Genomic DNA, 17,685 nt, shown 5'->3' on the forward strand with positions numbered 1-17,685 from the left:
GGCCGCTTAGCCCAGCAGCGACAGGGCGCTCTGCGGCAGCTGGTTGGCCTGTGCCAGCACGGAGGTGCCGGCCTGCTGCAGGATCTGGTTGCGCGTCATGTTAGCCACTTCGGTGGCGTAGTCGGCATCTTCGATCCGTGAGCGCGCGGCGGAGAGGTTGGTTTCGGTGGTGCTCAGGTTGGTGATGGCAGACTCGAAACGGTTCTGAATGGCACCAAGATCGGAGCGAAGGGAGTCCACCTGAGAAAGGGCAGAGTCAAGAACGCCCAGCGCATCTTCGGTACGTTCACCTTCGGTTACGGCATCCATGGTCAGGGTGCCCTCTGCATCCTTGAAAACTTGAGCACCGGTGTTATCGGTCACCATGCCGCTTTCTTGAGCATAGTAGGTGGTGGTTTCCGTGGTTTCCGTGGCTTCCGTCAGGTTGCCTTCGGCATCGACATAGATGGCATCACCATCGGTCAGGGCACCGTTTGTGGCACCAGCGGTTACATTGCCATCGGCATCAATATCAAAGTCCGCCTGGGTCTGAGTTGCTTCTGCATCGTCTGTGACGTCGATGCCAGAAGCAAGAACCATGTTGCCACCGTCGGCAGCCAACATATTGGCAACACTTTCTTTGCTAACCTGGATGTTATCGACATCGATGCCGGCATCGTCTGAACCCGCATAGCTGGTGCCGGAATCGGTCAGGGTAATAGTGGCATTACCAATGGCAGAACCATCGATGTCGGTAGAGTTATCGCCTACCTCAAGAGTAGTACTGCCATCGGCAGCGGTTATCGTGGTGACAGTGCCACCACCTGATGCTGCATCATTATCTCCCGCCATGATGGCTGTCAGGTTATCGACGGTAGCGTTGGCATAGGTAGAGTTGTCGCCATTGGTGGTGGCGGTCAGGTTGCCAGAACCATCGATGTAGAGTGCTTCGCCACTGGCATTTTCAATGCTGCCATCTTCATTGATCAGGACGTCTGTGGATTGTCCTCCAATATCGATGGTGGCGGCCTTCTGGCCTTCTCCAGCGCCGGGGGTGAGGTTGGAGGCAACAGATGCCGCATCAGCGTTGGAGCTCAGGTCATAGGTGAAGTTGTCGTTGGCTTCACTATAAGAAAGAGACTCAGTGCTGAAGTTGATTCCAGTGCTGGTGTTGTCCGAGTAACTGGTGGCAGACGTGGATGCAAGGCTGACAGAGGCGCCGTCATCCAGCTTGCTCATCAGGTCAGCAGAAGTCATCTGTGCATTGTCAGTAGTGGTGTCCTTGGTATAGGTCACCGAGCCATTGGCATTGGTTGCCCCCTCTGTGAAGCCAGCCAGCGTCAGGTCATCTGCTGTGGCGGCCTCATTATCGACTTCACCGCTACCGTCCACGTTAAAACCCGCGAGGCCCAGGGTGTCGGCGGTGATCTCTTTCAGGTTGACGCTGATGGCCTCACCATCATTGGCGCCTACTTGGATCTTCAGGCCGGTATCTTCCTGCAGCACCTTGGTGCCGTTGAAGCTGGTTTCATCGGAGATGCGGTCGATCTCATCCAGGCGCTGGTTGATCTCGTTCTGGATGGAGGTCAAATCTTCCTGGGAATTGGTGCCGTTTTCCGCCTGAACCGCCAGCTCACGGATGCGCTGCAGATTATCGTTGACCTGGTTCAGGGCACCTTCGGTGGTCTGGGCGACGGAGATACCGTCGTTGGCGTTCCGCTGCGCCTGGGAGAGGCCGGTGATCTGGCTGCTCATGCGGTTGGCGATGGCCTGGCCGGCGGCGTCGTCCTTGGCGCTGTTGATGCGCAGGCCGGAGCTCAGGCGCTCCATGGAGGTGGACAGCGCGTTCTTGGATTCGTTGAGGTTCTGCTGGCCGATCATGGCCGTGATGTTGGTATTGATCACTGACATGGTGATTTCCTTCCAAGCTGTTGAGGGCTCCATTGGCGGGCCCGTCACGTTGGCGCTCCGGGCCTGCCGCAACGGCGCCGTTGGCCGTTACTTCCCTTTATCGGTGGCCGGGCGGGGAGCTTTAGGGCGAGGAAGGAAATTTTTTGCCGGGCGGCGCCGAGCAAGGCGCCACGCCGCCCGGGCGTCGGTGGGCAAGGAGAGCGATGATAGAATCCGGTTCCTTATTCCCTGCCGCTCTTCTCTCCAAGTGCCCATGCCCACCATCGATGTGATTATCGAACTTTCCCATGACGCCTGCCTGGCCCACTACGAGGGCCGGGCGGGTGTGGTGCACACCCGCAGCCTGGACGGGCGCAGCGTGGCGTTTCCCGCCGAGGCGCTGCGGCGGGTGGTGACGCGTGACGGGGTGCACGGCGTCTTTCGACTTACTGTGTCACCCGAGGGTCGCTTCGAGGGTATCCGGCGCCTGTCGAGCGATCGCGCCCGATCGTAAAGGATTCGCCCTCAAGCCTTGCCATGAACGGCCGATAGCTCTCGATCCGCTACAAGGAATGATTGCGAGAGGCACAGGGATGGCAGAGGACGGTTACACCCGCGTCGACAACCCCATGGAGATCGAGACGCTGCTCGAGACGCTCAGCGAGCCGGGCGGCGCTTCGCTGCAAATCGGTGAGCAGGGCGAGCCGATGCCCGTGCTGCTTGCCGGGATTGAGGCCGGCGAGGCGCTCGAACTGGATATCAGCGCGGTCAGCGAGATCGCCGGCGAGCTGAGGGGCGGCAAGGCCTTCCGCCTGCTCGGCCAGGCCCACGGCAAGCTGGTGCGCACCCCCGAGATGACCATGGAGCACTGTCGTCAGGACGAAGGCCGCGTGCTCTGCCGCTGCGATTTCCCCCATCGCCTGGAGGTGTTGCAGCGCCGCGATACCTTTCGCGCCCGGCTGCGGCTGGGCATGGAAGTCGGTGCCATCCTGCGCGATGCCGAGGGCAACCGCGCCCAGGGCGATCTCAAGGATCTGTCGCTCGAGGGCTGCCGGCTGGAGCTGCCGTTGACGGCCACTGCCCTGCTGGCCGAGGCGCCGCTGCCGCTGGGCATCGAGCTGTGTTTTCCCGATGGAACCTGTTTTCAGGCGCGGGGCAGGGCGCGGCATCGGCGGGCGGACACCGAGCGCCAGACGTTGACGGCTGGCTTCCAGTTCGAGGGCCATGGGCCCGAGCAGGAGCGCCGGCTGTGGTATTTCGTGCGTGAGATCGAGCGGGAGGCGGCTCGCCATATCGAGGGCGGCGAGGCCACGCGGTCTCCTTCTCCGCTGTTCCAGGGGACGACCGGCGCCGAGCCGAAGGTGGGGCGCCGCGGGACGCAGCGTTACGCCACGCCGATGACGTGCCGTCTGGCGCATGTCGCCGGCTATCTGGACACCCAGCTGCTCGAGCTGCGTGAAGGCGGGGAGATCGACGGCGTGCAGCTGTCGCGCCATGCCGACCGCCTGCTGCGACTCCACGAGGAGGATCGCGAGGGGCTGCTGTTCGCCTGCGATGCCCTGTATGGCGAATCCTGGCTGGTGGGCCACGGCCTGGGCGTGGCGGTGCGGCTGCTCGACCTGGTCGGCCGCGACTCGGTGCCCCAGGAGCTGCGCAAGGCGCTGGTGGCGTCCGCCATGGTGCATGACCTCGGCAAGGCGCTGCTGCCGGATGACGTCTGGCAGTCTGCCATGCCCGACGACGGCGGTTCGCCGGAGCTGCATCAACATGTTGCCCTGCTGGAGGCGCGCATGGGCGGCTGCCAGTGGCTGTCTTCCGCGGTCTTCGCCTCGGTGGTGCGCCGCATCAACGAGCGCCTGGACGGCAGCGGCTATCCGGCCGGCCTCTCTGCCGAGGCGCTGGGCGAGCTGGAGCGCGCCGCGGCGGTGGTCGATGCCGTGGATACCCTGCGTCGCCCGCTTGGCGAGCGCCCCGCCTGGCGCGTCGGCGCCATCTATCGTCACCTGCTCGATCGTGAGCAGGCCTTCGATCCGCGCTGGGTCAAACGTTACATCGCCCGCTTCGGGCTCTATCCGATCGGTAGCCTGGTCCGCTTCGGCGGAGGGCCGCTGGCCTGGATCCAGGGGCTGGACGATGACGGCCGGCCATCTCGAGTGCAGCTGGCCGATGCGGATGAGGTGTCGCGCGCGGGGCTGGAAGACAAGGTGCTGCAGGGCGAGGTGTTGAAGGGCGAGGTCATCCGCCGCCTCGGCGAACCGCGCGAGGAAGTGACGGGGGTTAAAGTCGCCGCGGCTTCCGCCGATAGCCGGAAATAGCCCTTCTGCCGGGAGCTGCTCGTCGTCATGCGTGGCGCTCGCTCCTGCCAGACTCACCGCACACAGTAAGGAAGCGTCATGGCCTCGATTTCATCTTTGGGTATCGGCTCGGGCATGGACCTCAACGGCCTGCTCGACCAGCTGGAAAGCGCCGAACGCGAGCAGCTGGCACCGCTCGAAACGCAGAAGGCCAGCTATCAGGCGGAGATCTCCGCCTACGGCAAGCTGGAGAGCGCGCTGTCCTCGTTCCAGGACGCGGCGGCCAAGCTCAACGATGACTCGCTCTATCGCAGCCTGTCGACGGCGGTGAGCGGCGACAGCGCCACGGCCACCGCCACCAGCGAGGCCCAGGCCGGCACCTACGACGTCAGCGTCACCAACCTGGCGCGCTCCCAGAGCATCGCCACCGCCGGGTTCGCCGAGGGCGAGACCTTCGGCGGCGAGATGTCGCTCGGCGTCGGTGGCGAAGCGCCGCTGGCCTTCACCATCGAGGCGGGCAGCTCGCTGGAGGATGTGCGCGACACCATCAACGCCCAGGATGCCGGCGTCACGGCGAGCATCGTCAACGACGGCTCCGACAAGCCCTATCGCCTGGTGCTGTCCACCGACGATACCGGCACCGAGGCGGCGATCGATTCCATGAGCCTGAGCGATGCGGGCGCGGATGACGCGCGCTTTGCATTCGATATCAATAATCTGGCGCCAGCCGAGGGCGAGACGGGGTATGACCCCGCCTATGAAGGCGTTCGCCAGACCGTGGCCGCCGAGAACGCCGAGCTGACGGTCAACGGCATCGATATCACCAGCCAGTCGAACACCGTGGAGGGGGCCATCCAGGGTGTGACCCTGGAAGTCGCCGAAGAGGGAGATTCCACCGTCAAGGTGGAGCTCAACAATCGGGCGCTGCGCGAGGCGGTGACCGGCTTCGTCGATGCCTACAACGACTACCGCTCCACCGCCGATGACCTCACCAGCTTCGACCAGGAGAGTGGCGCGGCCGGCGAGCTGCTGGGCGACAGCACCATGCGCAGCGTCGAGTCGCGGGTGCGCGGCGTGCTGAGCGGCGGTACGCCGGGAGGCGGCATGCTCAGTGACATCGGCATCGGCCTGGAACTGGACGGCACCCTGAGCCTCGACGACGAGGCGCTGGACGACGTGATCCTGAACGATCGCCAGGCGCTGTCCGACTTCTTCGCCGGTACGGATGACGGCGACGGCATGTCCGATGTGGTGGATCGCACCCTCGGCAACCTGCTCGACGACGGCGGATCCCTGGACAACGCCACCTCCGGGCTGGAGTCGAGCATCGAGCGGCTGGACGAGCGCTACGCCAGCATGGAGGACTCCATTGCCAATACCGTCTCGCGTTATCGCAGCCAGTTCAGCCAGCTCGACGGCATGATCGCCAACATGAACCAGACCAGTACCTACCTGACTCAGCAGTTCGATGCGCTGAGCGCCCAGCTGGGCCAGTAAGCCCGATGCCACAACACGAAGGGGAACGAGGATGAGTGCCATGCGAGGAGCCGCCGCCTACGGGGGCGGGGCCAGTGCCTATGCCAGGGTCGGGGTGGAGAGCGGCGTGATGTCCGCCAGCCCCCATCAGCTGATCGTGATGCTGTTCGATGGCGCGGTGGCGGCCATTCGGGCGGCGCGTATCCATATCGAGGCCGGCAACACCGCGGAGAAGGGCAAGGCGATCTCCAAGGCGCTGGATATCGTCAACAACGGCCTGGCGGCGGCGCTGGACGCCGAGCAGGGCGGCGAGGTGGCCGGCAACCTGGCCTCGCTCTACGACTACATCGCCCGGCAGCTGCTGGCGGCCAATCTGCGTAACGACGTGACGAAGCTCGACGAGGCCGAGCGCCTGTTGAACGACATCGCTTCGGCCTGGCGCGAGATCGACCCCCAGGCCGCGGGAGGCTGAGATGACGAGCGCTCGCGAGGCTGCTTCGGAGGCGGTGATCGATGGCTATCAGGACCTGCTGGAGCGCAGCAAGCGCATGCTGGCGCTGGCGAGAGAGGCCGACTGGTCGGCACTCGTGGATCAGGAGGCCGGCTATGTGCAGCAGGTGGCGCGTGTCGCCGAGCTGGACGCGCAGCATGCCCCGACGAACGGCGAGCGGCAGCGCAAGGCCGAGCTGCTGGAGGCGATCCTCGAGAATGACCGGGAGGTTCGCCGCCATCTGGTTCAGCGCCGCGATGAGCTGGGTGAGCTGATTGGCACGGCACAGCGCCGACGCGATCTGCAGCAGGCCTACGGCGCCGGTGGCAGAGGGGCCGGCAGTGGCCGGGTGCTTCCGGCGGCCTCGCGCTTCGGGCAGGGTGCGTCGTGAGCGGGATCACGCCGCTGATCGATACGCTCCTGCACCAGGTGCTGGGCAAGCGGGTCGATACGCCCGCGCCTCAGCCGCTCAACCAGCCGGTCAAGCCGACCTCGCCTTCCGATGCGGCGCGGGCCGTGCACAGCGATTCACGCCTCGATGCGCGGTCCCCCGGCCCCGCCGTCGGCGAGGTGGCCCGCGGGCAGGGGCGCGAGGCACTTGCGCCACAGGCGCCATCTGGTGGCGCTCCCGGTTCGGCGCTGACCCACTTCAGCGCCACGGCGCGCACCATCGCCGACCTGCTGGGGCGCTTTCCCGCGCCGCCCTCGGCGGTGTCGCCGGCCGCGCCGCTGCTGGCCGCCGGCGAGACGGCCGCGCCCGAGCAGCTCGCCCAGCGGCTCTCGGGCAGCATCCGCGACAGCGGCCTGTTCTACGAATCCCATCTGGCGCGCTGGTATCGAGGCGACGTGCCCCGCCAGCAGCTGAACCGCGAACCGCAGATGCTGCAGCTCCTGCAACAGCTGCGCTTTGCGCCGGTGGCTGCCGCATCCGGCGGCTCTCCCGGCGCGGCGCTGGCCACGGCCGCCGCGCCTGCTTCCGGGGCGCCTGCCTCCGGGCATGCCGAGGCGCTGGCCGCGCGTGTCCAGGCGCTGCAGCCGCCGGTGCCCCTCCTGATCCGTACCGCCATGCCCCGGGGCGAGGCGCCCATGCTGTTGCCGAGCGTCGCGGCCGGGGCGAATCCCCAGGTGCCGCCACCCGCGCCCACGATGCCTGGCACGGCGACCGCGCCGGCGGGGCACGAGGCGGCGATGGCCCGAGGATCGTCGCCCGCGGCCGAGGCCGGGCGGGCGGCCATCTCGCCGGCCTCCGATGAGGCCTCACGCGTCGTCGAGGGCCGCCGCGAGCCGGTCGCCGACGGCCTGCAGCACCTGGTGCGCCATCAGCTGGAGATGCTGGCCACGCCCCAGCTGCGCTGGGAGGGCGACGTCTGGTCGGGGCTGTTCATGGCGCTGGTGATTCAGCTGCCGCAGGGGCGTCGGGACGGGCGTCAGGAGGGAGCTGAGGGCGATGAGTCCGGCCGCGACGAGTCGGGCGGCTGGCGCTCGCGGCTGACGCTGGACGTGGTGGGGCTGGGGGCGCTGGAGGTCTCGCTGTGGATGCGCGAGGTGCGTCTCGACATCGACGTGCAGGTCCGGGACGTCGCCGTCAGGTCGCGGCTGGAGGACGGGCTCGAGACCCTGCGCCAGCGTCTGGCGGGGCACGGCTTCGATGACGTGCGCCTGCGGCTGACCCTGGCCACCGAGGGGGCTTCATGACCGAACGATCACCCCGGAAGCCTCGCCGCCAGGCGGTGGCGCTGGCCTATCAGGAAGCCGAGGGCGCGCCGCGGGTGGTCGCGCAGGGCTACGGCGAGCTGGCCGAGCGCATCGTCGATGAGGCCCGGCGGCAGGGCGTCTACGTGCACGACTCCCCCGAACTGGTGGGGCTGCTGATGCAGCTCGATCTGGACGAGGAGATTCCGCCGCGGCTGTATCAGGTCGTGGCCGAGCTGCTGGTCTGGGTCCGCGAGCTGGCCGAGGCGCAGGACTAGACGGAGGATGGGTACAAGGGGAAAAAGTGGCTTCTTTCATGCATTGAACAAGCGAGCAATATCACCGCGGGTGAGAGCTTTTCTCATACTTTTCCATGGGTTTGATCTAGGTCAATGGTATTGCGTCGTCTACCGTTGGAGACTGCGCATTGAACAAGCCCCGCGACGAGGGCAGTGTTACGAAAATGAAAACAAAGCGCACTACGCTCTGCCCTACGCAGACGAAGGCTTGCCTATAACGAACGCGGCGAAAGACCGTGACGTGGAATAAGCCAATAAAAGCAGGGAATTATGAAAATCAATCCGCACGTCTCCGAGATTCGCGAGCTGAATCTCGGCTATCTGCTGCTCGCGCAGCGACTGCTTCAGCACGATCGTGCCGAGGCCAGGTTCCGTCTCAAGATCGATGACGAGATGGCCGATCTGCTGGCCTCGCTGAACGTCCAGCAGCTCTCGCGCCTGGCGAACACCAATCAGCTGCTGTGCCATTTCGGCGGCGAAAGCGCCGAGCAGCTGCGCCAGGTGGTCGACAACCCCCGCGATCAGGGGCTGTCCCATGTCCACGCCTCGCTGCTGATGGCCTCGCGCTCGATGCTGTCGGAAGGGGGGGATCATGTCGGCTAAGAGCCTGCTGGAAGAGCTGGAGCAGGTGCAGCTCGCCATCGACCTGATCGAGCTGGGCGCCCGTCTCCAGGTGCTCGAGACCGAGACCGATCTCAGCCGCGCGCGGCTGATCCGCCTGTTCAAGGAGGTGCGTGGCATGTCGCCGCCCAAGGGCATGCTGCCGTTCTCCACGGACTGGTTCATCACCTGGATGCCCAACGTCCATTCCTCGCTGTTCTACAACATCTACCAGCGCCTGCTGGGGGACCTGGGCTGCGGGCGGATGGAGGCCTTCATCAAGGCCTATCGGCTGTATCTGGAGCAGATGGCAATCGACGACGCCGAGGCCGTGCTGGGGCTGACCCGGGCCTGGACCCTGGTGCGCTTCTTCGAGAGCGACCAGCTCCAGCTCTCCGAGTGCGGTCGCTGCCACGGGCACTTCGTGGCCCATGCCCACAGCCCCACTCACGATTACGTCTGTGGCATCTGCCAGCCGCCTTCCCGCGCCGGCAAGACCCGTAAATCGCGCGCCAGGCCGGCCGTCGCCAGCGCCGAGCCTGCCAGGGCCGTGCGCCAGGCCTGAGGCCGTTCACCGGAGCGGGCATCGTCCCGCTCCGGCAGCCACTTTCTTTCCTCTCTTCCCCTCAAGTCCCCGCCGTTTCCGGCCGATAACCTTCGTCAGTAACACCATTCACGTGTCGGCGAAGGAACTCGTTGTGCTGATCCTCATTGGTTATCTGGTTGTCCTGATCACGGTCTTCGGCGGCTTCGTGCTGGCCGGCGGTCATCTCGGGCCGCTCTTCCAGCCCACCGAGCTGCTGATGATCGGCGGCGGCGGTCTCGGCGCCTTCATCGCCGCCAACAACGGCAAGGCGCTCAAGGCCTCGTTTCGCATCCTGCCGCGGCTGCGTCGCTCCAAGAAGTATGACAAGGCGCTGTACATGGAGCTGATGGCGCTGCAGTACAAGATCCTGGCCAAGATCCGTCGCGACGGCATGCTGGGCATCGAGCGCGATATCGATAATCCCCAGGAGAGCGCGCTGTTCAACGAGCACCCCAAGGTGCTCGCCGACCCGACCATCATGACCTTCCTGACCGACTACCTGCGCCTGATGGTCAGCGGCAGCATGGACCCCATGGAGATCGACGAGCTGATGCTCCATGAAATCGAGGCCTTCGAGCAGGAGGCGCACATTCCCGCCGACGCCATCCACAAAGTCGGTGACGCCATGCCGGCCTTCGGTATCGTCGCCGCGGTGATGGGCGTGGTGAAGGCGCTCAGCGCCACGGCGGCCGATCCCGATCAGATGGGCGTGATGATCGCCCACGCCCTGGTCGGCACCTTCCTTGGCATCCTGCTCGGCTACGGCTTCATCCTGCCGCTGTCGAGCCGCATCGAGCGCCAGGCCAAGGAGGTCGAGAAGGTGCTGCAGTGCATGCGCGTGACCCTGCTGGCCAGCCTGCACGGCTACGCGCCTCAGCTGGCGGTGGAGTTCGGCCGCAAGGCGCTGCACAGCCAGGAGCGTCCCGGCTTCAGCGAGCTCGAGGAGTACGTGCGTGAGTCCAAGGCGGGTGTGGGGAGCGCATGAGTCAGGGGGACAACCGCCGGCCGATCATCATTCGGCGCAAGAAGGTCGTCAAGGGGCATCACGGCGGCAGCTGGAAGATCGCCCTGGCGGACTTCATGACCGCCCTGATGGCGCTGTTCCTGGTGATGTGGATCCTCTCCTCCTCGAGCCGCGAGCAGCGCGAGGGGGTGGCCGACTACTTCAGCACCCCGCTGGTGGCGGCGATCACCAGCGGCGATCGCGTGGCTGTCAGCCAGAACGTGATTCCCGGCGGCGGGCCCGACCCGACCTATCAGGAGGGCGAGCGCGCACGCATCGACCTGCGTCAGCAGACCCGTCCCAGCGAGCAGCAGCGGCGCGCCTTCCGCGACCTGCAGCGGCGCATCGAGGCGGCGATCCAGGCCGATCCGGACCTCAAGGAGCTGCGCGACCAGCTGCGCTTCGACATGACCCCCGAAGGCCTGCGCATCCAGCTGCTGGACAACGAGCAGCGGCCGATGTTCGAGCTCGGCAGCGCCCGGGTGGCGCCCTACATGCGCGACCTGCTCTACCTGATCGCGCCGCTGCTCAACGAGCTGGACAACGACCTGAGCATCAGCGGCCACACCGACAGCCTGGCCTATCTCAACGGCCACCGCGGCTACGGCAACTGGGAGCTGTCCTCGGCGCGCGCCAACGCCTCGCGCCGCGAGCTGGTGGCCGGCGGGCTGGATGCCGACAAGCTGCTGCGCGTGGCGGGCTTCGCCGATCAGGTGACGATGCCCGACACCGTGGCGAGCGACCCGATCAACCGGCGTATCGAGCTGCTGGTGCTGTTCGAGGCCGTGGCCGAGCGCATTCGCTCGCCGCGGGTGGTCGACGGCATCGGCCTGCCATCGACGCTGGGCGGCGGCCGCGAAGCGTCGCCCGCCGAATCGCCGATGGAGCGTTTCAACCAACGACTCAACGAGGCCCTGGGCCCGGCATCATCGCCCTGAGAGGCGCCATACATCCTGGGTAGGGAACCGCATGGATATCACCGATTTCTATGACACCTTCTTCGAGGAGGCCGAGGAGCTGCTGGCGGACATGGAACGCCATCTCCTCGAGCTCGACGTCGATGACCCGGACGCCGAGCAGCTCAACGCCATCTTCCGGGCGGCGCACTCGATCAAGGGCGGCGCCGGCACCTTCGGCTTCGACGTCCTGCAGCGCACCACGCACCTGTTCGAGAACCTGCTGGATCACGCGCGCCAGGGCGAGCTGACGCTGCGCCGGGATATCGTCGACACCTTTCTGGAAACCAAGGACATGCTGCACGACCAGATGGACGCCTATCGCAACGGCGAGGAGCCCGACCAGGAGGCCTTCGCCCGCATCTGCGAGACCCTCAAGCGCCTGGCGCTGGAGGAGATCGGCCAGTCGCTGGACGGCGGTGAGTCGGCCCCCAAGGCCGCCGAGCCGGCACCTGCTCCGGCTCCCGAGCCCGCTCTTGAGACCCAGCCGGCGCCCGCCGAGGCGTCGTCCCAGGAGGGCGAGAGTCGCCTGACGGTCTCGCTGCTCAACGTCGGCGACGAGAATCGCGCCCTCCTGGTCGAGGAGCTCGAGCAGCTCGGCACCATCGAGTCCCAGGCGGGCGATGCGGCCTGCTACCGGGTGACGCTCGCCACCTCGGTCGACGCCGCGGACATCGAGGCGGTGATGTGCTTCATCGTCGAGCCCGAGCAGCTCAAGATCGAAGCCGCGGCGAGTGATGCATCGGCCGCCGGCGAGCGCCGGCTGACCGTGTCGCTGCTCAAGGTCGGCGACAAGGATCGCGCCCAGCTGCTGGAGGAACTCGGGCAGCTCGGCACGATCGAGGCCCAGTCGGGGGACGAGGCCTGCTACCGGGTCACGCTCTCCACCTCGGTCAGCGCCGAGGACATCGAGGCGGTGATGGGCTTCATCGTCGACGCCGACCAGCTGAAGGTGGAGAGGTCCGACGCTTCGGCGGCCGGCGTTCCGGCGGCCGGCGTTCCGGCGGCCGCCGCGTCGCCGGCCGCGGAGCCGCCGAAGGCGGAGCCGGCTTCGTCCAAGCAGGACGCCCCGAAACAGGAAGCCGCCAGGCCAGCAGCGCCCAAGCCGGCGGCAGGCAAGCCCAAGGCCAAGGCCGGCGGCGGCGAGTCCTCCTCGATCCGCGTCTCGGTGGAGAAGGTCGACCAGATCATCAACCTGGTCGGCGAGCTGATCATCACCCAGTCGATGCTCGACCAGACCGTCAGCGAGCTCGACAACGTCAATCACAGCGGCCTGCACAACGGCATGAACCTGCTGCAGCGCAACGCCCGCGACCTGCAGAAAGCGGTGATGTCGGTGCGCATGATCCCCATGGACTTCGTGTTCAGCCGCTTCCCCCGCGTGGTGCGCGAGACCGCCGGCAAGCTGGGCAAGGACATCGAACTGGTCACCGAGGGCGCGGCCACCGAGCTCGACAAGAGCCTCACCGAGCGCATCATCGACCCGCTCACCCACCTGGTGCGCAACAGCCTGGACCACGGCATCGAGTCGCCGGACGCCCGCGAGGCCGCCGGCAAGCCGCGCACCGGCAAGCTGACGCTGTCGGCCAAGCACCAGGGCGGCAACATCCTGATCGAGGTGATCGACGACGGCGGCGGCCTCAACCGCGAGAAGATCCTCGCCAAGGCGCGGGAGAGCGAGCTCAACGTCTCCGACGGCATGAGCGACGACGAGGTCTGGCAGCTGATCTTCGCCCCGGGCTTCTCCACCGCTCAGGAGGTCAGCGACGTCTCCGGCCGCGGCGTCGGCATGGACGTGGTCAAGCGCAACATCCAGGGCATGGGCGGCAACGTCCAGATCATGTCCCAGCCCGGTCAGGGCACCACCATCCGCATCGTGCTGCCGCTGACCCTGGCGATCCTCGACGGCATGTCGATCAAGGTCGGCGGCGAGGTCTTCATCCTGCCGCTGTCCGCGGTGCTGGAATCGCTGCAGCCGAGCCCCGACGACCTCTACGCCATGGCCGGCGACGACGTGGTGCTCAAGGTGCGCGACGAGTACCTGCCGGTGGTGCCCGTCCACGAGGCGCTGGACGTCACCGGTGCCAGGACCGAGCTGGCCGAGACCATCGCCGTGATCGTCCAGGGCGAGGGCCGTCGCTACGCGCTGCTGGTGGACGAACTGATCGGCCAGCAGCAGGTGGTGGTGAAGAACCTCGAGACCAACTATCGCAAGGTCCCCGGCGTGTCCGCGGCGACCATCCTCGGCGACGGCAGCGTGGCGCTGATCCTCGACATCACCGACCTGCACCGCCTCAACCGAGCCAAGAAGGAAGCGCGGCGCGGTGCCCGTTCCGCCGCCGCGACCACGATCCTGAATCCCAAGGAGGTAGAGCCGTCATGAGCATCGAGACCACCGAAGCGGCGCTGGCCGCCACCGAGGCCGAGAACCGCGAGTTCCTGGTGTTTTCACTGGGCGACGAGGAATACGCCATCGATATCCTCAAGGTGCAGGAGATCCGCGGCTACGAGAACGTTACCCGCATCGCCAACGCGCCCGAGTTCATCAAGGGCGTGACCAACCTGCGCGGCGTGATCGTGCCGATCGTCGATCTGCGCATCAAGTTCCACCTGGAGAGCGTCGAGTACGGCGGCCAGACCGTGGTGATCGTGCTCAACGTCGGCGAGCGCATCGTCGGCATCGTGGTCGACGGCGTCTCCGACGTCATGACCCTGACGCCCGAGCAGATCAAGCCGGCGCCGGAGTTCGGCGTGACCCTGTCCTCCGACTTCCTGAGCGGCCTCGGCAGCCTCGAGGACCGCATGCTGGTGCTGGTGGACATCGACAAGCTGCTGACCAGCCAGGAGATGGCGCTGGTCGACACCGTGAGCGAATGACCCGACACGCCGAGGCCATAACGCCAGACCACGGGAACCATGAGCGCCGGGATGGCGCTCCCGCCATCGCCAGAGGACGGCGCCGATAACAACGACCCGATCGCGAGGTAGCGCGTGCGCCAGCTGACAACGACAACAAAACTGTGGGCCTCCCTGGGCATCATCTGGCTCGCCATGGGCCTGATGATGGCCTGGAGCGCCTGGGAGAACCGCCAGACCATGCTGGAGGAGCGCCGCGGCGCCCTCCAGGACACCGTCGACCTGGCCAGGAGCCTGATCGCCGGCCAGGCCGAGCGGGCCTCGTCCGGCGAGATCGCCCCGGACGAGGTCAGGGCCCGCGCCGCGGCACTGCTCCGGGAGATGCAGTACGACCAGGGCCGCGGCTATCTCTACGTCTTCGACGACGACTTCTCGATGATCAGCCATCCGCGCCTGGCCGCGGGCACCGACGTCGGCGACTTCGAGAACGTCGAGGGTCGCATTCTGTTCCGCGAGTTCGCCGAGGACGTGGCCAGCGACGACGGCTATGTCGACTACCTGTGGCCGCATACCGAGGGCAGCGAGCCGATACCCAAGTCGTCCTACCACGAGCGCTTCGCGCCCTGGGGCTGGACGATCGGCACCGGTGTCTACATCGACGACGTGAACGCCGCCTTCATGGCCTCGCTGGCTCGCTCGCTGCTGGCGCTGCTGATCATCGGTGTGCCGGTCAGCCTGCTGATGGGCTGGGTGATCCGCGGCGTGACCCGTGCGCTGGGCGGCGATCCGCGCTACGCCGCGGCCTCGGTGCGGGCCATCGCCGACGGCGACCTGACTCGTGAGGTGCGCCTGCGTGGCGGCGACCAGCGCAGCCTGCTGTTCGACATCGAGCGCATGCGTCGGGCCCTGGCCGGCATCATCGGCGATATCCATCGCGACAGCGACGCGGTGCATCGGGAGGTGGAGGCGCTGGGCGAGGGCAACGACGAGCTGTCCACCCGCACCGAGCAGCAGGCCGCGGCGCTGGCCGAGACCGCTTCGAGCATGGAGCAGCTGACCACCACCGTGGGCCACAACGCCGAACACGCCGACCAGGCGCGCGCGGTGGCCGGCGAGACCGCCCAGGGCGCCGAGCGTGGGCGCCAGGCGATGGCCGAGGTGGTGAGCGCCATCGACGCCATCAATGCCAGCGCCAGCGAGATGACCGGCATCGTCGACACCATCGACGCGATCGCCTTCCAGACCAACATCCTGGCGCTCAATGCCTCGGTGGAGGCGGCCCGGGCCGGGGAGCAGGGCCGCGGCTTCGCCGTGGTGGCCGAGGAGGTGCGCCAGCTGGCCAGCCGCTCGGCCGAGGCGACCCGGGAGATCAAGGCGCTGATCGAGCGCGCCGACGACCAGGTCGTGGCGGGAAACCGCCGGGTCAAGGAGACCGACGAGGTGATCGTCGGGATGGTGGATGACATCCGCCGTCTTACCGGCCTGGTGGAGGAGATCTCCACCGCCACCGGCGAGCAGCGTCAGGGCATCGAGCAGGTCGGCGAGGCCGTCACCCAGATGGATCGCATGACGCAGCAGAACGCGGGCCTCGTCGAGGGCAACGGTGATGCCTCGCGGCGGCTGGTGGCCCGGGCGCGGGGGCTGCGCGAGCGGGTGGCCCATTTCCGCTTCGCGGCTCAGGCCGGCGATGAGGCGCCCCCCGCGCCCTCGGCCTCGGCGCGCGAGACCGAGCCGGCGATGGCCTGACGGCGATATTCGTGATTCGGGGCGGCAGGGGTCGCCCCTCCAGAGAAAGGGAGTGTGTGGTGAGGAAGCTACTCGACAACATGAGCGTGCGGGTCAGTTGGAGCCTGGTGCTGGCGCTGTTTGCCGTGCTGATCCTGGTGCTCAGTGCCCTGGGGCTCTACGCGGTGCGCTACAGCGAGGCCTCGCTGCGCACGCTCAACGAGGTCAACGTGGACCAGCAGTCCACCCTCAACCGCACCAACGCGCAGATGCTGTTCGCGCAGACGGAGCTGCGCGGCCTGCATGCCCGCCTGGGTCAGGCGGTATGGCCGGAGGAGCGCGAGTCGGTGCAGGCCGAGGCGGCCGCCCTGGGTGCCACCTTCGACGAGGTCGAGGCGACCTTCGAGGACTTCCTGGCGCTGCCGCGCCAGGAGGGCCAGGGCGCCCTGATCGCGCCGATCGAGGAGAGCTTCGGCGCGCTGATGAACGACGGGCTCCGCCCGCAGCAACAGGCGCTGGAGGAGGGCAGCGCCCAGGCCTTCGCCGACCTGAGCGAGGACGTCGACCGCTTCACCGAGGGCTTCTACGCCGATGCCGTGGCCTTCTTCGAGGCGTCGGAGGCCAACGGCGCGGCCCTCTACGAGGACTTCTTCAGCCTGTCGGGTCTGGTGGAGGGCCTGATGATCGCCGTGCTGGCGATCGCCGCCCTGGCCATCGCGGTGGTGATGTGGGGCGTGACGGCCAACGTCATCCGCCCGCTCGGCCGGCTGGTCGGCTACTTCGAACGCATGGAGGAAGGCGACCTGTCCCAGCGGATCCCGCAGTGCGGCAACAACGAGATCGGCCGCCTCTACCGCTCGCTGGACGAGATGCAGCGGGGCCTGGCCGAGACGGTGGGCAGCGTGCGGTCCAGCGGGGAGTCGATCTACGCCGGCTCGCAGAGCATCGCCAGCGGCAACAACGACCTCTCGTCGCGCACCGAGCAGCAGGCCTCCTCGCTGCAGGAGACCGCCTCGAGCATGGAGCAGCTGTCCTCCACCGTCGGCCAGAACGCCGACAACGCCCAGCAGGCCAGCCGTCTCGCCGTCGAGGCCACGCGCACCGCGGAAGAGGGCGGCCAGGTGGTCGGCGAGGTGGTCTCGACCATGCACGAGATCCAGCACGGCTCCCAGCGGGTGGCCGAGATCATCGGCACCATCGACTCGATCGCCTTCCAGACCAACATCCTGGCGCTCAACGCCTCGGTGGAGGCGGCCCGCGCCGGCGAGCACGGCCGCGGCTTCGCGGTGGTGGCCGAGGAGGTCCGCAGCCTGGCCGGACGCTCGGCGGACGCGTCCAGCGAGATCCGCGGCCTGATCGAGGCCTCGGTGAGCCAGGTCGAGGCCGGCACCGCCCGCGTCGACAAGGCCGGTCAGACCATGACCGAGATCGTCGCCGCCGTGCAGCGGGTCAGCGACATCATGGACGAGATCGCCGCCGCCTCCAGCGAGCAGAGCAACGGCATCTCCCAGGTCAACGACGCCGTCACCCAGATGGATCAGGTGACCCAGCAGAACGCCACCCTGGTCCAGCAGGCGGCCAGCGCGGCCACCCAGCTCGAGGCCGAGGCCGGTCGGCTGCGTGACGTCACCGGCCGCTTCCGCCTGCCGGATAGCCTCGAGGCGCCGCGCCGTGACCGCGCCGGGCAGGACGACCTGGCGCGCTGGATGCCGTCGCTGGTGGCCGCCGGTGGTCGGGACGACGGCGCGCAGCGCCAGGATCGCAGCGCCCGGACGCCGGCGCCCCGCGATCAGGATCCGAACGAGGAGTGGGAATCCTTCTGAAGGCCGGTTCGCCGCC

The 17,685-nt window shown here is 67.3% G+C and carries 16 protein-coding genes; 15 read left to right on the forward strand and 1 reads right to left on the reverse strand.

The window, feature by feature from the left end; all coding sequences use genetic code 11:
- Positions 1–6: 6 nt before the first annotated feature.
- On the reverse strand, positions 7–1,890 hold the full coding sequence (locus tag FIU88_RS00425; protein WP_152477773.1) for a flagellin: 1,884 nt from the start codon (positions 1,888–1,890) through the stop codon (positions 7–9).
- A 253-nt stretch (positions 1,891–2,143) separates the two neighbouring features.
- On the opposite strand from FIU88_RS00425, the gene FIU88_RS00430 reads away from it, so the two are divergent.
- The 15 genes from FIU88_RS00430 to FIU88_RS00500 all read left to right on the forward strand — a co-directional run bounded on the left by FIU88_RS00430 (position 2,144) and on the right by FIU88_RS00500 (position 17,669).
- A complete protein-coding gene (locus tag FIU88_RS00430) occupies positions 2,144–2,383 on the forward strand; it encodes a DUF2835 domain-containing protein (protein ID WP_152477774.1) in 240 nt (79 codons plus the stop codon).
- 79 nt (positions 2,384–2,462) lie between these two features.
- Positions 2,463–4,184: an HD domain-containing phosphohydrolase gene (locus tag FIU88_RS00435; protein ID WP_172977627.1), complete on the forward strand. Its 1,722-nt coding sequence runs from the start codon at positions 2,463–2,465 to the stop codon at positions 4,182–4,184.
- 78 nt (positions 4,185–4,262) lie between these two features.
- Positions 4,263–5,660, forward strand: a complete 1,398-nt coding sequence (fliD, locus tag FIU88_RS00440) for a flagellar filament capping protein FliD (RefSeq protein ID WP_152477776.1) — start codon at positions 4,263–4,265, stop codon at positions 5,658–5,660.
- Positions 5,661–5,691: 31 nt separating this feature from the next.
- Positions 5,692–6,111, forward strand: coding sequence for a flagellar export chaperone FliS (gene fliS / locus FIU88_RS00445; protein ID WP_152477777.1), 420 nt, complete (start codon positions 5,692–5,694; stop codon positions 6,109–6,111).
- 1 nt (position 6,112) lies between these two features.
- Positions 6,113–6,520: a flagellar protein FliT gene (fliT, locus tag FIU88_RS00450; RefSeq protein ID WP_152477778.1), complete on the forward strand. Its 408-nt coding sequence runs from the start codon at positions 6,113–6,115 to the stop codon at positions 6,518–6,520.
- Positions 6,517–7,824 (forward strand): flagellar hook-length control protein FliK, encoded by a 1,308-nt coding sequence (locus FIU88_RS00455; protein ID WP_152477779.1) that lies wholly within the window; start codon positions 6,517–6,519, stop codon positions 7,822–7,824. The genes fliT and FIU88_RS00455 overlap by 4 nt, the downstream gene beginning before the upstream one ends.
- A complete protein-coding gene (locus tag FIU88_RS00460; RefSeq protein WP_152477780.1) occupies positions 7,821–8,099 on the forward strand; it encodes an EscU/YscU/HrcU family type III secretion system export apparatus switch protein in 279 nt (92 codons plus the stop codon). Before FIU88_RS00455 ends, FIU88_RS00460 begins: the two co-directional genes overlap by 4 nt.
- Positions 8,100–8,390: 291 nt before the next feature.
- Positions 8,391–8,723, forward strand: coding sequence for a flagellar transcriptional regulator FlhD (gene flhD / locus FIU88_RS00465; protein ID WP_152477781.1), 333 nt, complete (start codon positions 8,391–8,393; stop codon positions 8,721–8,723).
- Positions 8,713–9,285, forward strand: coding sequence for a flagellar transcriptional regulator FlhC (flhC, locus tag FIU88_RS00470; RefSeq protein ID WP_152477782.1), 573 nt, complete (start codon positions 8,713–8,715; stop codon positions 9,283–9,285). Before flhD ends, flhC begins: the two co-directional genes overlap by 11 nt.
- A 133-nt stretch (positions 9,286–9,418) precedes the next feature.
- On the forward strand, positions 9,419–10,291 hold the full coding sequence (gene motA, locus FIU88_RS00475) for a flagellar motor stator protein MotA (RefSeq protein ID WP_152477783.1): 873 nt from the start codon (positions 9,419–9,421) through the stop codon (positions 10,289–10,291).
- Positions 10,288–11,247: a flagellar motor protein MotB gene (motB, locus tag FIU88_RS00480; protein WP_152477784.1), complete on the forward strand. Its 960-nt coding sequence runs from the start codon at positions 10,288–10,290 to the stop codon at positions 11,245–11,247. Before motA ends, motB begins: the two co-directional genes overlap by 4 nt.
- A 31-nt stretch (positions 11,248–11,278) precedes the next feature.
- A complete protein-coding gene (locus FIU88_RS00485) occupies positions 11,279–13,648 on the forward strand; it encodes a chemotaxis protein CheW (RefSeq protein WP_152477785.1) in 2,370 nt (789 codons plus the stop codon).
- A complete protein-coding gene (cheW, locus tag FIU88_RS00490; RefSeq protein ID WP_152477786.1) occupies positions 13,645–14,142 on the forward strand; it encodes a chemotaxis protein CheW in 498 nt (165 codons plus the stop codon). Before FIU88_RS00485 ends, cheW begins: the two co-directional genes overlap by 4 nt.
- Before the next feature lie 114 nt (positions 14,143–14,256).
- Positions 14,257–15,867, forward strand: coding sequence for a methyl-accepting chemotaxis protein (locus FIU88_RS00495; protein ID WP_152477787.1), 1,611 nt, complete (start codon positions 14,257–14,259; stop codon positions 15,865–15,867).
- Between the two features lie 59 nt (positions 15,868–15,926).
- Positions 15,927–17,669 carry a methyl-accepting chemotaxis protein gene (locus FIU88_RS00500; protein WP_253742643.1) on the forward strand — a complete coding sequence of 581 codons (1,743 nt, stop codon included), beginning with the start codon at positions 15,927–15,929 and terminating at the stop codon, positions 17,667–17,669.
- The last annotated feature ends 16 nt before the right edge of the window (positions 17,670–17,685 follow it).

Source organism: Halomonas sp. THAF12, assembly GCF_009363675.1.
Lineage (GTDB): Bacteria > Pseudomonadota > Gammaproteobacteria > Pseudomonadales > Halomonadaceae > Halomonas > Halomonas smyrnensis.

Bases quoted from the DNA above. Each gene is read 5' to 3' on its own strand.
- fliT (WP_152477778.1), top strand. From the start codon at position 6,113: ATGACGAGCGCTCGCGAGGCTGCTTCGGAGGCGGTGATCGATGGCTAT.
- FIU88_RS00460 (WP_152477780.1), top strand. From the start codon at position 7,821: ATGACCGAACGATCACCCCGGAAGCCTCGCCGCCAGGCGGTGGCGCTG.
- FIU88_RS00425 (WP_152477773.1), bottom strand. From the start codon at position 1,890: ATGTCAGTGATCAATACCAACATCACGGCCATGATCGGCCAGCAGAAC.
- FIU88_RS00435 (WP_172977627.1), top strand. From the start codon at position 2,463: ATGGCAGAGGACGGTTACACCCGCGTCGACAACCCCATGGAGATCGAG.
- motB (WP_152477784.1), top strand. From the start codon at position 10,288: ATGAGTCAGGGGGACAACCGCCGGCCGATCATCATTCGGCGCAAGAAG.
- FIU88_RS00430 (WP_152477774.1), top strand. From the start codon at position 2,144: ATGCCCACCATCGATGTGATTATCGAACTTTCCCATGACGCCTGCCTG.
- fliD (WP_152477776.1), top strand. From the start codon at position 4,263: ATGGCCTCGATTTCATCTTTGGGTATCGGCTCGGGCATGGACCTCAAC.
- flhC (WP_152477782.1), top strand. From the start codon at position 8,713: ATGTCGGCTAAGAGCCTGCTGGAAGAGCTGGAGCAGGTGCAGCTCGCC.
- flhD (WP_152477781.1), top strand. From the start codon at position 8,391: ATGAAAATCAATCCGCACGTCTCCGAGATTCGCGAGCTGAATCTCGGC.
- FIU88_RS00485 (WP_152477785.1), top strand. From the start codon at position 11,279: ATGGATATCACCGATTTCTATGACACCTTCTTCGAGGAGGCCGAGGAG.
- fliS (WP_152477777.1), top strand. From the start codon at position 5,692: ATGAGTGCCATGCGAGGAGCCGCCGCCTACGGGGGCGGGGCCAGTGCC.
- cheW (WP_152477786.1), top strand. From the start codon at position 13,645: ATGAGCATCGAGACCACCGAAGCGGCGCTGGCCGCCACCGAGGCCGAG.